The organism is Burkholderia aenigmatica (genome assembly GCF_902499175.1).
GTDB lineage: Bacteria > Pseudomonadota > Gammaproteobacteria > Burkholderiales > Burkholderiaceae > Burkholderia > Burkholderia aenigmatica.
In genome coordinates this window covers 1-13,581 of the sequence record NZ_CABVQC010000074.1, presented here as the reverse complement: position 1 = coordinate 13,581, position 13,581 = coordinate 1, and the positions used below count along the sequence as shown (strand labels likewise).

Here is a 13,581-nt window from a genome sequence, read left to right as displayed (position 1 = left end):
GGTAGACTGCCAAAATCGCACTCAGCGTTCCATTTCATGAACGATAAAGCGCGGGATCTGAACGATCTCTATTACTTCGTGCAGGTCGTCGAACACGGCGGCTTCGCACCGGCCGGGCGGGCGCTGGACATGCCGAAATCGAAGCTGAGCCGCCGCATCGGGCTGCTCGAGGCGCGGCTCGGGATGCGGCTGATCCAGCGCTCGACGCGCCGCTTCACGGTCACTGACGTCGGCCAGACCTACTACGCACATTGCCGCGCGATGCTCGTCGAGGCCGATGCGGCCGACGAGGCGATCGCGCTGCTGCATGAGGAGCCGCGCGGCATCGTGCGCGTCAGTTGCCCGGTCGTGCTGCTCGATTCGCTGGTCGGCACGATGATCGCCGCGTTCATGATCGCGTGCCCGCGCGTCGAAATTCATCTGGAAGCGACCAACCGGCGCGTCGACGTGGTCGGCGAAGGGATCGACGTCGCGATCCGCGTACGCCCGCCGCCGCTCGAAGACAGCGATCTCGCGCTGCGCGTGCTGGCCGAGCGCGGCCAGTGCCTCGTCGCGAGCCCCGCGCTGCTGCGTGAGCATGGTGCACCGGCCGTTCCCGCCGATCTCGCACGGCTGCCCAGCCTCGATCACGGCATCCCGCAGTCCGCGCACGTGTGGCGGCTGCGCGGGCCGGACGGCGCTCACGCGGAAATCCATCACCAGCCGCGCTTCGTGACGGGCGGCATGCTCGCGTTGCGCGCGGCGGCCGTCGCGGGCGTCGGCATCGTGCAATTGCCGACGATGATGGTGCGCGATGAGGTCGCGCGCGGCGAGCTGACGACCATGCTGCCTGACTGGGCGCCACGCCGCGAGATCGTCCATGCGGTGTTCGCGTCGCGCCGGGGGTTGCTGCCCGCGGTGCGCGCGCTGCTCGACTTTCTGGCGGAACGGTTTGCCGAACTCGAACCCGATTGAGCGCGCCGCGTCACGCGTGACCAGGCGCTGCAAACCGGACGCGCGTGCCGTAGACTGCGGTACGCGCATCGCGCATTCCACAACCCTGACCGCCTTCCCGCCATGTTCACGCTGTCCAACGACACCCACGCCTCCAAGGCAGATCAATACGCGACGCTCGTCGAGCAGGCGCGCGCGCTCGTCGAGTCCGAACGCGACCTGACCGCGAATGCGGCCAACTTCGCCGCACTCGTTTACCACTCGCTCGACCGTCTCAACTGGGCCGGCTTCTACTTCTTCGACGGAACGGAACTCGTGGTCGGGCCATTCCAGGGCAAGCCCGCCTGCGTGCGGATCGCACTCGGCAAGGGTGTGTGCGGCACGGCCGCGCAGACGCGCGAAACGCAGGTCGTGCGCGACGTGCATGACTTCCCCGGCCATATCGCATGCGACGCCGCATCGGAATCGGAAATCGTCGTGCCACTGGTGGCCGGCGACGGCACGCTGATCGGTGTGTGGGACGTCGACAGCCCGGTCGCCGCGCGCTTCGACGATGAAGACCGCCAGGGGATGGAAGCACTGTGCCGCGTGTTCGTCGAATCCGCATGGCAAAAGGCGCGCGGTTGAGCGGCGGCCAGGCCGCCCCCCTCCACCGAGCAGCCGGTCGCCGCGTTCGCGCGTGAATCGCGCCGCGCGACCTCGAACGAAAACGAAACGGGCCCCGCAAAGGGGCCCGTTTCGCTGAGCCGCTGCACCGCGCTGCGCGGCGCCCGGCCGGCGTCAGGCGGCGTGCGTGCCGGACAGCGCCGGGAACGCCTGCGGCTTCGCGTCCTCGGTCAGCACCTCGAAGCCCGTTTCCGTCACGACGACCATGTGCTCCCATTGCGCCGACAGCGAGTGGTCCTTCGTGACGACCGTCCAGCCGTCCGCCAGCATGCGCGTGTCGCGCTTGCCCGCGTTGAGCATCGGCTCGATCGTGAAGATCATCCCCGGCCGGAGCGGTACGCCAGTGCCCGGGCGGCCGTAGTGAAGCACCTGCGGTTCGTCGTGATAGACATCGCCGATGCCGTGCCCGCAATACTCGCGAACCACGCTGAATCCTTCGCGATGCGCGACCTGCTGGATCGCGTAGCCGACGTCGCCAAGCGTTGCGCCCGGACGCACCGCGCGAATGCCCGCGTGCATCGCCTCATAGGTCGTCGCAACGAGCCGCCGCGCGAGCTCGTTCGGTTCGCCGACGAAATACATGCGGCTCGTATCGCCGAACCAGCCGTCCTTGATCACCGCGATGTCGAGGTTCACGATGTCGCCGTCGCGCAGCGGCCGCGACGACGGGATGCCGTGGCACACGACGTGGTTGACCGACGCGCACACAGTTTTCGGATAGCCGTGATAGCCGATGTTGGCCGGGATCGCGCCGAGCACGTCGACGATGTAGTTTCGGCACAGCACGTCGAGATCGTCGGTCGTGACGCCCGGCTTCACATGCTCGGTAAGCATCTCCAGCACCTGCGACGCGAGCTTCGCGGCTTCGCGCGACTTGGCGATTTCCGCGGCGCCGCGGATCGGGATTTCTCGCTTCGCCATTACGCCACCTGCTCGATGCCGTGCTCGACCGGTTCCGCCGGCCCCGCCTCGCCGCCCCGCGCCTCGGCCTCGGCCTCGATCAGCATCCGGCAGATGTCGCCATAAGACAGCGCCGGATTGAGTTCCGAGAGCATCCCGACGCGAAGCCAGTGCTCGGCTTGCGCGTTGATCGAGCGGCTCAGCGCCGTGCTGGTCGAGCGCAGCCGCTCGTGCATGTGCTCGGAAATCTTGATGATACCCATATATCCCCAATTAAACGAAACGTAGTCGAATCGTATATTACGCCTAGCCCGACTGCCGGGCAAGCCATTCGGACTCCGTCGAGACGTCGGCCGGCAACCATCCACCCCGTTGACAGCAAATTCCAGTTTGCTGGAAAATAAATCCATCATGAAAGAATCAGCCGCCACCGTTGCCGACGATACCGGCATCAACGAACGAATCGCCCGGCGCGTGCGCGACCTGCGCACCGTGCGAGGCTACACGCTCGATGCGCTGGCCGCGCGCTCCGGCGTCAGCCGTTCGATGATCTCGCTCATCGAACGCGCATCGGCCAGCCCGACGGCTGTCGTGCTCGACAAGCTCGCGGCCGGGCTCGGCGTGTCGCTGGCCGGGCTGTTCGGCGGCGATCAGCACGACACGCCCGCGCAACCGCTGGTACGCCGTGCGCAACAGGCCGAATGGCGGGATCCGGCGTCCGGCTATGTGCGACGCAACCTCTCCCCGGCCGGCTGGCCGTCACCGATCCAGCTCGTCGAGGTGGACTTCCCGCCCGGTGCGCGCGTCGCGTACGACAGCGGCGGGCGCGAAAGCGCGCTGCATCAGCAGGTATGGGTCGTCAGCGGCCGCGTCGACGTCACGTTCGGCGACGCGCTTCACGAACTCCACGAAGGCGACTGTCTGGCCATGCGGCTCGACCAGCCGCTGATTTTCAGCAATCCGTCGTCGCAGGCCGCGCGCTATGTCGTCGTGATCTGCGATGCGACTGCCGCCGCCGGCGTGCGGAATCCCTGATGAACGCGTCGTCGCAGCCGCCGTGCGCGCGACTCCATTACTGCCCACAGGAGCCTCTATGAATTCCCCGAAACAGCGCGACGACGTGCGCCTGATCGATTGCAGCGAGGCCGAGCATGCGCTGGCCATCCTCGAGATCCTGAACGACGCGATCGCGACCTCGACCGCGCTGTACGACTACAAGCCGCGTCCGCCGGAAGCAATGGTCGCGTGGTTCGCGGCGAAGCGTGCGGGCGGCTTCCCGGTCATCGGCGCGGTCGACGCGTCGGGCACGCTGCTTGGCTTCGCAAGCTGGGGCACGTTCCGCGCGTTTCCCGCCTTCAAATACACGGTCGAACACAGCGTGTACGTTCATCGCGACCAGCGCGGTCGCGGGCTTGGCGAGGTGCTGCTGCGCGAAGTGGTCCGGCGCGCGCGCGAAGCGCAGGTGCACGTGGTGGTCGGCTGCATCGATGCAACCAATGCGGGGAGCGTCGCACTGCATACGAAGCTGGGATTCGTGCACTCGGGCACGGTCACGCAGGCGGGATTCAAGTTCGGCCGGTGGCTCGACGCGGCGTTCTATCAGTTGACGCTCGAAACGCCGGCGCAGCCGGTGGATGGTTGAGCGGCATCGTCGCGCGCTTCCGGCATCGGCCCACCCCATGGCGGAACAAGCATTCAGGAGAATTGCACGTCCTTCCGAACCTGCCCGTGTCAGGGCCGACGCGTGAGACGAAAAAGCCCCGCCGAAGCGGGGCTTTTTTTCGGGAGCGCGAGTTGGAAGCGCCCACCCGCACAAGGCCTTGCAGGCCGACACCGCTTCATGGCTCGCGACGCCGAACATATGCACCGACGCAACTCGATCAACGCCACTCGCGCTCACCCGGACAAAAACTTCCGCATCCGTGATGAGGTGATTGCAACCGGTCGGACATGGCTATCGCGAACCGCGATCAGTCGATTGCCCCTGCTCAGTCAAAACGATGGCGCAGCACAGGTGTGAAGTTGTCATCCAAGGCCCAATGGGTGCTACGCGGCAGTATTTGCGTGCCGCCCACCCAGCGCGGCACGTCGCAGTGATCCTGCCAATATGCCTTTCCTTGCAGCACCTGCTCGCCAAGCGGGGTCAGGCCAACGATGCACTTTTCTCGCTCGGGCAGTTCGTCATGCACCTTGATCAGCGGACAGGCGCCTTCGACCAACGGGCGCATCATCGCGTAGAACATCGCGTCACCCAGGAACGGCAGCGGATCGCGACGCAGGTTCAACTCGGCAAACACCTGCGACCAGGCAAGTCCGTCACCGTCGCGAACGATCTCCAGCGCGAGTCTTTCCGTCAGACCGAGGCCATCACGCACCGACGGCAACTCCTGCAACTGGCGCCTCAGTGCCGGGGCCAGCAGCGGAAGGCTGGGACTCGCCTCCTTGCAAAGCGCCGCCCAAGCAAGCGGAGTCGCATCGCGATAGGCGTCCCAGGCCTCGCGTGCAAGCGAGAACGCGTCGTCGGTCAGCTCACGCCGACGCGGCCAAAGCCATGCGAGCACCTGCGGCGCCAGTTGCCCCAGGCCGACGAAACGATCGACGCCCGGCACGCTGTCGATCTCGACCAGTTCCAACGATTCCGGCCGTCGCGTCATGTTTGCAAGAACGGCGATCAGGAAGAGCTGATCGTACGCATCCGCTTCGCACCACAGTACGGCATGCCTGGCCCGCGACAGCTTCGACAACGCGCCATACTCGGTCGCCGCGCGCTGTCGAACCGCCGGCAGCGGGATGTCGAAACACTGGCTGATGAATTCGCAACGCGTGTCGATGAACGCCTCCGGCTCCAGCCTGGGAACCGGGCCCATGCAGTACGGATCGGCGAACATGTGGAATTCCCCACGAAATCCGGCTACGTCCAGACTATGCGCGATGTCGTTTCCACAACGCCAATGTTGGGTATCTGCCGTGTCATCGGCGGCAAATTCCGGATGCCGTGCGGCGAACTCGACGGCGTCCACATGCGACTTGAGTTTCGGCCAGCTGGCAAATCCCAGTTCGCGAGCGATCAGCCATTGGGCATCGGCAAGCACGGGGGACGCCGCACGGCGCAGGTTCTCGCCCGGTCCGGCAACTGGAGTTCCCGCCTGGAGTTGCTTGAGAAGTTGCTTGGCACGCTTGCGCTGCCGAACGAGGTCGATATGACCGTTTTGCGCCGTGGCGCGAGGATCTTGACGCATACGATCTCCAGAGGCAGCCGTATCCGCTTATCGGCTGGGAGTCGCATGAACATGCGGTGAAATGCTCGACCTGGGTATGAACCCTTTCCGCGGAATGGAGGCGTGGTGTTACGCCGCTGCCGACTGTACCACACGCGCCAAAAAATTGACCGCATCGGCGGCCAGTCGACTGCACGCGCCGCGTCCATCCGGACATCACTGATTTTTACGTCGTGGAGAAAAGGCGAACGTCATGCGCAAGCGATCCGCCTCGGCGACTTTCCGGGTGGAACGAAAGTGACGCAGAAAAAAGAAAAGCCCCGCCGAAGCGGGGCTTTATCTCGTTCTACCTGGAGGCGCGAGCCGGAGTCGAACCGGCCTAAACGGCTTTGCAGGCCGCTGCATAACCGCTTTGCTATCGCGCCAAAAGCGGACTGTCCGGATGCCGTGAGGCAAGCGACAGATTTTTTATTCGAGGACCATCAGTCCATCAAATAAAAAGGGAAGCGTGGCTTCCCCATTACTTGGAGCGGGAGACGAGTCTCGAACTCGCGACCTCAACCTTGGCAAGGTTGCGCTCTACCAACTGAGCTACTCCCGCATTGTCCTGCATCTGCAGCGCTTCGCCGTACAACACGCTGCCAGATAAAATCTGGAGCGGGAGACGAGTCTCGAACTCGCGACCTCAACCTTGGCAAGGTTGCGCTCTACCAACTGAGCTACTCCCGCGTATTGCTGCGCTACTGCTTCCCCGTCACACACTTACTTCGTCGTGCAGCGGAGAAGCGAGATTATGTCGAAGGCACATTCGTGTGTCAAGAGCTTTTCCAGCCCTTTTTCCAAAAAACCTGCTCCGCCGAATCCGCGGTGCAGGTCACGCGCCCCCGCGCTCGCGAATTTGCGGCCATGCGAGCTTCATGTAGTACAGCATCGACCAGATCGTCAGCACCGCGGCGAGATACATCAGCCATTCGCCCCACACGCGCGTGTCGATCGTCGCGACGCCAAGCGGCAGCGGCCCGTAAAACAGCAGCATCGGAATCGCGACCATCTGGCAGGCGGTCTTGAACTTGCCGAGCTGGTTCACCGCGACGCTCTTCGACGCGCCGATCTGTGCCATCCACTCGCGCAGCGCCGAAATCGCGATCTCGCGGCCGACGATCACGAGTGCGATCGCCGCGTCGACCCGCGAAATCTGCACGAGGATCAGCAGCGCGGCCGTCACCATCAGCTTGTCCGCCACCGGATCGAGAAATGCGCCGAACGACGACGTCTGGTTCCACTTGCGGGCGAGATAGCCGTCGAACCAGTCGGTCAGCGCCGCGAGTATGAAGATCGCCGCCGCCGCGAGATTGCGGTGCGCGCCGCCCATCACCGTGTCCGGCAGATAGAACACGCCGACGACGAGCGGAATCAGCACGATCCGTACCCACGTCAGGAAAATCGGGAAATTGAACGGCATGGCATGCGGGACAGTAAAGGATTCGCAATTGTGCCGTGTCGACCGGCCTGCCACAAGAACGCTGGCAACGCGGCCGGCCGCACGGCCGCGTCAGTGAAGCTGCTTGTAGATCTGCTCGGCGAGCGCGTGCGAGATGCCCTCGACGCTCGCGAGCTCCTCGACGCTCGCGGCAACCACGCCGCGCAACCCGCCGAACCGCGCGAGCAGTCGCTGCCGGCGCTTCGCGCCGACGCCCTCGAGCTCCTCGAGCCGCGACGTCTGGCGCGCCTTCGCGCGTTTCGCGCGCATGCCGGTGATCGCGAAGCGGTGCGCCTCGTCGCGGATCTGTGCGACGAGCATCAGCGCCGCGCTCTCCTTGCCGAGTTCGAGCGGCGTGCGGCCGTCCGCGAACACGAGCGTCTCGAGGCCGACCTTGCGCCCCTCGCCTTTCGCGACGCCGACCAGCATCGACGTGTCGAGGCCGAGCTCGGTGAACACCTGGCGCGCGATTTCGACCTGACCCTTGCCGCCGTCGATCAGCACGATGTTCGGCAGCAGGCTCGACGCCTCGGCCTGACGCGTCGACTCGCCGTCGATCCCGGCCGCATCGTCGGCGGCAGCCGCCTGCGCGGCCTGCTCGACCATCTTCTCGTAGCGGCGCGTGAGCACCTGCCGCATCGCCGCGTAGTCGTCGCCCGGCGTGATTCCGGTGATGTTGTAGCGGCGGTACTCGCCCGACTGCATCTTGTGATGGTGGTAGACCACGCACGACGCCTGCGTCGCCTCGCCCATCGTATGACTGATGTCGAAGCATTCGATCCGCAGCGTCGCGAGATCGTCGCATTCGTAGCTGAGCGTCTCCGCGAGCGCACGCGTGCGCGCTTGCTGCGAGCCTTGCTCCGACAGCAGCCGCATGAGCGCGATCTGCGCATTCTGTTCGGCCATCGACAGCCACGCGCGCCGCTGCCCCTGCGGCTGCCGCACCAGCGACACCTTGTGGCCGGCCTGCTCGGACAGCAACTCGAGCAGGTCGCGGCTCGCGGGCGCATGGCTCACGACGAGCACCGGCGGCACGCGATTGCCGAGATAGTGCTGCGCGATGAACGCGTCGAGCACCTCGGCCTCGACCGACGCCGCCGCGTCGGCGCGCGTGCGGCCGGGTTCTTCCGCGGGCAGGTCGGGCAATACGTCGACGGCCGCGGCGGCCGCCTCCGCCAGCTCGGACTCGTCGCCGATACCGCCCTCGGCGAGTGTCAGCGCGCTTTCGACGTGCGTCGGGAAATACGCCTTGTCGCCGAGATGCCGGCCGCCACGCACCATCGCGAGGTTCACGCACACGCGCCCACCCTGCGCGACCACGGCCAGGATGTCGACGTCGCTGTCGCTGCCGACCTCGATCGCCTGCTGGTGCAGCACCGTCGCGAGCGAGCTCATCTGGTTGCGCACGGCCGCCGCCTGCTCGAATTTCAGCTCGGCCGCGAACACGTGCATCTTCTGCTCGAGCTCCTTCATCACTTCGGACTGCCGGCCGAGCAGGAAGCGCGCGGCGTTCGACACGTCGATCGCGTAATCCTCGTCGGAGATCGCGCCGACGCACGGCGCCGTGCAGCGCCCGATCTGGTGCAGCAGGCACGGCCGCGTGCGGTTGTTGAAGACCGAATCCTCGCAGGTACGCAACTGGAACACGCGCTGCAGGATCTGGATGCTCTCGCGCACGGCCCAAGCGCTCGGGAACGGCCCGAAATACTGGTTCTGCTTGTCGACCGAGCCGCGGTAGTAGGCCATCCGCGGAAATCGGTGCGCGGTGAGCTTCAGGTACGGATACGACTTGTCGTCGCGAAACAGGATGTTGTAGCGCGGCGCGAGCGCCTTGATCAAATTGTTCTCGAGCAGCAGCGCCTCGGCCTCCGAACGCGTGACGGTCGTCTCGATGCGCGCGATGCGCGTGACCATCATCGCGATGCGCGGCGACAGCTGCGTCTTCGTGAAATAACTCGATACGCGCTTCTTCAGATCGCGTGCCTTGCCGACATAGAGCACGGCGCCCGCCGTGTCGTAATAGCGATAGACGCCGGGCATGTGCGGCAACTGCGCCAGGATCTTCTTCGGTTCGAACGGGGTATCGGAAGCTTCAGGGGATGTCATGCGTGATCCGGGCGCCTTGTAACGCGGAACGGGTCTATTAGAATCGCCAGTTTAGAGCATTCACCGCCCCGCTTCGATGCCACGCACCACCGCTGCCCCCCTGCCCGCCGCACCGCTCCCGTCGGGCGAACCGATCGCCTGCGACCTCTTCTGTACGGTGGTCGACAATTTCGGCGACATCGGCGTCTGCTGGCGCGTCGCGCGCCAGCTCGCGCACGAGCACGGCTGGCAGGTTCGCCTGTTCGTCGACGACCTGCGCACGTTCGCGCGCCTGCTGCCCGGGGTCGATCCCGACGCGGGGCGGCAGACGGTCGACGCGATCGTGGTCGAGCACTGGCATGCGGAAGTCGGCGACGCGCTGGAGATCGCCGATGTCGTGATCGAAGCGTTCGCGTGCGAGCTGCCCGGCGCGTATCTCGCGGCGATGGCGCGCCGCGCCCGTCGCCCCGTGTGGATCAACCTCGAATACCTGAGCGCCGAGGACTGGGTCGCCGATTTCCATCTGCGGCCGTCGCCGCATCCGCGCTACCCGCTGCTGAAGACGTTTTTCTTCCCCGGCCTGTCGGCCGGCACCGGCGGCGTCCTGAAGGAGCACGATCTCGATACGCGCCGCACGGCCTTCGAAACCGACGCCGCGGCGCAAGACGCCTGGTGGCGGCGCGCGACTGGCGGCCCGCTGCCGGCCCCCGGCACCACGGTCGTCAGCCTGTTCGCCTACGAGAATCCGGCCGTCGACGCGCTGCTCGCGCAGTGGCGCGACGGCCCGTCGCCGGTCGTCGCACTCGTGCCGGCCGGCCGCGTGTCGCCTGCCGTCGCGCGCTTTTTCGGGGTCGAGTCGTTCGGCGCGGGCACGCATGCGAACAGCGGTAACCTCACGGCTCACGGGCTCGCGTTCGTCCCCCAGGCCGACTACGATCCGTTGCTGTGGGTGGCCGACATCAATTTCGTGCGCGGCGAGGATTCGTTCGTCCGGGCGCAGTGGGCACGCAAGCCGTTCGTGTGGCACATCTACCCGCAGGCCGACGACGTGCACCTGCCGAAGCTCGATGCCGCGCTGGCGCACCTGTCGGCCGACCTCGCCGACGCGCCGCGCGCGGCACTCGAGCGGTTCTGGCATGCCTGGAACGGCGTCGGCACGCCCGACTGGGCCGATTTCTGGCAGCACCGTGCCGTACTGGACGCCAACGCGGCCCGCTGGGCCGATGCGCTCGCGGCCGTCGGCGATCTCGCTGGAAAGCTGGCGGAATATGCAAAATCTCAGTTAAAATAAGCGGTTATCCGACGGCTGACCAGGCAAGCGCTCGCTTTTGGCGTCCACCGGAACGCACGCTTGCACCGTCAGCCGTTGCGCAACGCTCAGGCACCTATTTATTTGATTTGATCAGGACAGTTTTTTATGAAAACCGCACAGGAACTCCGCGTAGGCAACGTCGTGCAGATCGGCAGCGACGCATGGGTCATCGCCAAGGCCGAATACAACAAGTCGGGCCGTAACTCCGCCGTCGTCAAGATGAAGATGAAGAACCTGCTGACGAACGCAGGCCAGGAAGCGGTTTACAAGGCTGACGACAAGTTCGACGTCGTCGTGCTCGACCGCAAGGAAGTGACGTACTCGTACTTCGCCGATCCGATGTACGTGTTCATGGACGCCGACTACAACCAGTTCGAAGTCGAAGCGGAAATGATGGGCGAAGCGCTGAACTACCTCGAAGACGGCATGGCTTGCGAAGTCGTGTTCTACAACGAGAAGGCCATCTCGGTCGAACTGCCGACGGTCCTCGTTCGCGAGATCACCTACACGGAACCGGCAGTCAAGGGCGACACGTCGTCGGGCAAGGTGCTGAAGAACGCCAAGCTCGCAACGGGCTTCGAACTGCAAGTGCCGCTGTTCTGCAATACCGGCGACAAGATCGAAATCGATACGCGTACGAACGAATACCGCAGCCGCGCGTAATCGCCAGCGATACCCGCATCGAACAAAGCGCCCTTCGGGGCGCTTTTTGTTTGTCCGGCGCCAACAACCGGGCGGGCGTCAGGCTCATGTAAAGCACAAAATCCACCGGTAAAGATATTCAATTTGTATCATCGGTAACTGTTTTATAGCGCCGGAGAAATAATGCTCGTTACGCGTTCAGCGGGGCATAAAATCAGTTTTTAATCTGACATGCGGTTGCGGCCCCGTTGGCCGACAGCCCGCCTCTCTTGACTCGACTCGCGTCCACCATGCCACACGCCCTGATTGTCGAAGACGATCCCAACAGTCTGTCCGGCCTCACCGCGCTGCTCGCCGCGGACGGCTTCTCGGTCGACACGGCCACGTCGCTCGCCGAAGCGCGCACGGCGCTCGGCCGCTCCATTCCCGACGTCGTGCTCGTCGACCTGAACCTGCCGGACGGCAGCGGGTTCGACCTGCTCCAGCACCTGCCGCAGCAACAGCCGAACGGCTCGCTGCCCGTCATCGTGCTGACGGGCAATGCGACGGTCGAAAGCGCCATCGAGGGCCTGCGTCACGGTATCTGGGACTACCTGCTGAAGCCGATCAACATTCCGCGCCTGCGCAGCCTGCTCGCGCGGATCCCGCGCCCGTACGAACTGATCGACGAAGTGCAGTCGTTGCGCGCCTCGCTGCGCCATCTCGGCCGCTTCGGCGCGCTGGTCGGCCGCAGCGACGCGATGCAGCACGTGTACGACATGATCGAGCACAACGCGCGCACCGAAACAGCCGTGCTGTTCTCGGGCGAAGCCGGTACCGGCAAGAAGCTGGCCGCGCGCACGCTGCACGACCTGAGCCGGCGCCGCAAGGGGCCGTTCGTGTCGTTCGACTGCCGGACCATCGCGCAGGCCGGCCGCCACGGCGCATCGCTCGACAGCGTGCTGTTCGGCCATGAGCGCGGCGCGTTCGATGGCGCCGAGCGCCGCGAATCGGGCCTGTTCGAACAGGCCGGCGGCGGCACGCTGTTCCTCGACGAAATCACCGCGCTGCCGCTCGTGCTGCAGGAAGCACTGCTGCATGCGCTCGATTCGCAGAACTTCATGCGGATCGGCGGCACGAGCTCGATCACGAGCGATTTCCGGCTGATCGCGACCACGCGCCGCCCGGCGCGCGAAGCAGTCGCGAACGGCACGCTGCGCGAGGATCTGTGGCTGCGCCTCGATGCGGCGTCGATCACGATGCCACCGCTGCGCGAGCGCGACGGCGACGCGCTCGCGATCGCGGACGCGCTGATCGACGAACTGAACCGCGAAGCGCGCGCAACCGGCCGCAGCACGACCGACAAGCGCGCGGCGCCGGGCTTCGTGCGCGAATGCCTGTCTTACGAATGGCCGGGCAACGTGCGCGAGCTGCAGGAACGCGTGCGCTTCGCGTACGACGCATCGGGCGATTTCATCGAGACGCTGCGCGCGGGCGAACCGAGCTTCTCGGCCGGCGCCGCGCTGAACGGCAGCAGCGTACAGATCAAGGTCGGCACGCCGCTGTCCGACGTCGAGGATCTGTTGATCCGCGCGACGCTCGACGCAGTCGGCGGCACGCGCCACCGCGCGGCAACGCTGCTCGGCATCAGCCCGAAGACGCTGTACAACAAGCTGCAGCGGATGAAGGTGAACTGAGCGGGCGGCGATGCAGACAGGCGCTGACAGGAGCAGACCGTTAGTTGCGTGTTAATTCACGTCACCGACCGGCCTGATTCCCGAAGCTGCCTGGTTCACGCCGGCAGTAATCCATAAAAAAGCCGCGCTATTGCGCGGCCTTTTGTTTCGGTGTGACCCGTCCTGAAATAGGTTGACACTTTTTCGCCGAAGCGAAGAGGTGCCAAGTGCAACAAGGGATCAAACGAACGCAGCGGGACTACAGCCTGGCTTTTAAGCTGTCGGTGGTGGCGCAGGTCGAAAAAGGCGAACTGACGTACAGAGAGGCGCAGCAGCGCTACGGCATCCAGGGGCGCTCGACCGTGCTGGTATGGTTACGTAAGCACGGCTTGCAGGATTGGGCCGATCCATCCGGCCGTGCGCGATCGGGTTCCACCATGCCAAAGCCAGACTCAAAGCCACTCACACCGGAGCAGCGCATCAAAGAGTTGGAGACGCAGTTGCGAGAAGCGCAGGAGAAAGCCGCGCTGTTCGAGGCGGTGATCGACGTGATGCGCAAGGACTACGGGATCACCGTAAAAAAGCCTTCGGGCAGGTCGTCGCGCAAAAGCGGATCGAAAAGCTGAGCGTCGAGCGAGCCTGCCGCTACATGGGCATCAGCCGCCAAGCGTATTACAAGCGTTGTCGAAG

The 13,581-nt window shown here is 65.2% G+C and carries 12 protein-coding genes, 3 tRNA genes and 1 pseudogene; 8 read left to right on the top strand and 8 right to left on the bottom strand.

Annotated elements, in window-relative coordinates; translation table 11 throughout:
• The first annotated feature begins 36 nt into the window (after positions 1-36).
• A complete protein-coding gene (locus BDO18943_RS35500) occupies positions 37-954 on the top strand; it encodes a LysR family transcriptional regulator (protein ID WP_175025895.1) in 918 nt (305 codons plus the stop codon).
• 102 nt (positions 955-1,056) lie between these two features.
• Entirely contained in the window at positions 1,057-1,560 is a 504-nt protein-coding gene (locus BDO18943_RS35495; protein ID WP_175025894.1) for a GAF domain-containing protein, read from the top strand.
• A 153-nt stretch (positions 1,561-1,713) separates the two neighbouring features.
• On the opposite strand, the gene map is transcribed toward BDO18943_RS35495, so the two are convergent.
• Together map and BDO18943_RS35485 are read right to left on the bottom strand one after the other, a co-directional pair.
• Entirely contained in the window at positions 1,714-2,520 is an 807-nt protein-coding gene (gene map / locus BDO18943_RS35490; protein ID WP_175025893.1) for a type I methionyl aminopeptidase, read from the bottom strand.
• A complete protein-coding gene (locus BDO18943_RS35485) occupies positions 2,520-2,762 on the bottom strand; it encodes a ParD-like family protein (protein WP_175025892.1) in 243 nt (80 codons plus the stop codon). Before BDO18943_RS35485 ends, map begins: the two co-directional genes overlap by 1 nt.
• Before the next feature lie 148 nt (positions 2,763-2,910).
• On the opposite strand from BDO18943_RS35485, the gene BDO18943_RS35480 reads away from it, so the two are divergent.
• The gene (locus tag BDO18943_RS35480) at positions 2,911-3,534 is read left to right on the top strand and encodes a helix-turn-helix domain-containing protein (protein WP_175025891.1); all 624 of its coding nucleotides are present in this window, start codon (positions 2,911-2,913) and stop codon (positions 3,532-3,534) included.
• 58 nt (positions 3,535-3,592) lie between these two features.
• Entirely contained in the window at positions 3,593-4,141 is a 549-nt protein-coding gene (locus BDO18943_RS35475; RefSeq protein WP_175025890.1) for a GNAT family N-acetyltransferase, read from the top strand.
• A gap of 346 nt (positions 4,142-4,487) precedes the next feature.
• On the opposite strand, the gene BDO18943_RS35470 is transcribed toward BDO18943_RS35475, so the two are convergent.
• The 6 genes from BDO18943_RS35470 to uvrC all read right to left on the bottom strand — a co-directional run bounded on the left by BDO18943_RS35470 (position 4,488) and on the right by uvrC (position 9,303).
• Entirely contained in the window at positions 4,488-5,738 is a 1,251-nt protein-coding gene (locus BDO18943_RS35470) for a DUF1835 domain-containing protein (RefSeq protein ID WP_175025889.1), read from the bottom strand.
• Between the two features lie 330 nt (positions 5,739-6,068).
• Positions 6,069-6,142 (bottom strand) — tRNA-Cys (locus BDO18943_RS35465).
• Positions 6,143-6,242: 100 nt separating this feature from the next.
• Positions 6,243-6,318: transfer RNA gene (locus BDO18943_RS35460), tRNA-Gly, on the bottom strand.
• A 52-nt stretch (positions 6,319-6,370) separates the two neighbouring features.
• Positions 6,371-6,446: transfer RNA gene (locus tag BDO18943_RS35455), tRNA-Gly, on the bottom strand.
• 145 nt (positions 6,447-6,591) lie between these two features.
• A complete protein-coding gene (gene pgsA / locus BDO18943_RS35450; RefSeq protein ID WP_011351424.1) occupies positions 6,592-7,179 on the bottom strand; it encodes a CDP-diacylglycerol--glycerol-3-phosphate 3-phosphatidyltransferase in 588 nt (195 codons plus the stop codon).
• A gap of 90 nt (positions 7,180-7,269) precedes the next feature.
• Positions 7,270-9,303, bottom strand: coding sequence for an excinuclease ABC subunit UvrC (gene uvrC, locus BDO18943_RS35445; protein WP_175025888.1), 2,034 nt, complete (start codon positions 9,301-9,303; stop codon positions 7,270-7,272).
• 76 nt (positions 9,304-9,379) lie between these two features.
• On the opposite strand from uvrC, the gene earP reads away from it, so the two are divergent.
• The 4 genes and pseudogenes from earP to BDO18943_RS35425 form a co-directional block, all read left to right on the top strand.
• Positions 9,380-10,573, top strand: coding sequence for an elongation factor P maturation arginine rhamnosyltransferase EarP (earP, locus tag BDO18943_RS35440; RefSeq protein ID WP_175025887.1), 1,194 nt, complete (start codon positions 9,380-9,382; stop codon positions 10,571-10,573).
• A gap of 126 nt (positions 10,574-10,699) precedes the next feature.
• Entirely contained in the window at positions 10,700-11,257 is a 558-nt protein-coding gene (gene efp, locus BDO18943_RS35435) for an elongation factor P (protein ID WP_011351421.1), read from the top strand.
• Between the two features lie 269 nt (positions 11,258-11,526).
• A complete protein-coding gene (locus BDO18943_RS35430) occupies positions 11,527-12,912 on the top strand; it encodes a sigma-54-dependent transcriptional regulator (RefSeq protein ID WP_043182004.1) in 1,386 nt (461 codons plus the stop codon).
• A gap of 206 nt (positions 12,913-13,118) precedes the next feature.
• Positions 13,119-13,581, top strand: a pseudogene (locus tag BDO18943_RS35425) (IS3 family transposase); the annotation flags it as partial.

Coding starts and splice junctions, on each gene's coding strand:
- BDO18943_RS35500 (WP_175025895.1), top strand. CDS start 37: ATGAACGATAAAGCGCGGGATCTGAACGATCTCTATTACTTCGTGCAG.
- BDO18943_RS35495 (WP_175025894.1), top strand. CDS start 1,057: ATGTTCACGCTGTCCAACGACACCCACGCCTCCAAGGCAGATCAATAC.
- map (WP_175025893.1), bottom strand. CDS start 2,520: ATGGCGAAGCGAGAAATCCCGATCCGCGGCGCCGCGGAAATCGCCAAG.
- BDO18943_RS35485 (WP_175025892.1), bottom strand. CDS start 2,762: ATGGGTATCATCAAGATTTCCGAGCACATGCACGAGCGGCTGCGCTCG.
- BDO18943_RS35480 (WP_175025891.1), top strand. CDS start 2,911: ATGAAAGAATCAGCCGCCACCGTTGCCGACGATACCGGCATCAACGAA.
- BDO18943_RS35475 (WP_175025890.1), top strand. CDS start 3,593: ATGAATTCCCCGAAACAGCGCGACGACGTGCGCCTGATCGATTGCAGC.
- BDO18943_RS35470 (WP_175025889.1), bottom strand. CDS start 5,738: ATGCGTCAAGATCCTCGCGCCACGGCGCAAAACGGTCATATCGACCTC.
- pgsA (WP_011351424.1), bottom strand. CDS start 7,179: ATGCCGTTCAATTTCCCGATTTTCCTGACGTGGGTACGGATCGTGCTG.
- uvrC (WP_175025888.1), bottom strand. CDS start 9,303: ATGACATCCCCTGAAGCTTCCGATACCCCGTTCGAACCGAAGAAGATC.
- earP (WP_175025887.1), top strand. CDS start 9,380: ATGCCACGCACCACCGCTGCCCCCCTGCCCGCCGCACCGCTCCCGTCG.
- efp (WP_011351421.1), top strand. CDS start 10,700: ATGAAAACCGCACAGGAACTCCGCGTAGGCAACGTCGTGCAGATCGGC.
- BDO18943_RS35430 (WP_043182004.1), top strand. CDS start 11,527: ATGCCACACGCCCTGATTGTCGAAGACGATCCCAACAGTCTGTCCGGC.